Here is a 487-nt window from a genome sequence, read left to right as displayed (position 1 = left end):
GGTCAGGTAGCGGCGTTCGGCGTCGCTCAGCAGTGGGCCCAGGTGCAGCGCGGCGGCACGCTGGGCCACATCGAGGTGGGCCACCACGGTGGTGTGCTGGCCGTGCGGGCGCCGGGTGGCCTCGGTGTCCCAGCTGGTTTCGACCAGCCGCTGAAACGCCTCCAAGTTGCCCGGCACCGGCGGCGCGGTGTCAGAAACGCCCGGGGAATCGCCGCGGTCGTGTTTCCACTGGGTGATCAGCGCGTCCCGATGGGCATCCAGTGCCGCTTCGAACTTCGCCGCCTCCAGCTGGGGAAGTCTGATCCGCCAACAGCTGAACTCTTCGGTGCCGGATTTGGTGATTGACGCCAACGGCTGCGGGCGGGGATCGGGGTCAGGACGCGGTTCCAGTTTCACGGCGGTGCGCAGCTGGTTAACCGAGGCGCTACGCGCTAGCTGCGCGTAGTGCGCATCGGATCCCTCCCCGGCCCGGGCGGCGATGACCCCG

General features: G+C 69.4%; 1 protein-coding gene. It reads right to left on the bottom strand.

Annotation, left to right across the window (positions count from 1 at the left end; all coding sequences use genetic code 11):
* Positions 1–487, bottom strand: a 487-nt coding sequence (locus tag F0Q45_RS26685; RefSeq protein WP_149656670.1) for a DUF222 domain-containing protein, incomplete at both ends; no start/stop codon positions are given.

The sequence above is a fragment of the Mycobacterium simiae genome, assembly GCF_008370645.1.
Lineage (GTDB): Bacteria > Actinomycetota > Actinomycetes > Mycobacteriales > Mycobacteriaceae > Mycobacterium > Mycobacterium simiae_A.
The sequence above is the reverse complement of the archived record's forward strand: the minus strand, read 5'-3'. Positions and strand labels throughout refer to the sequence as shown.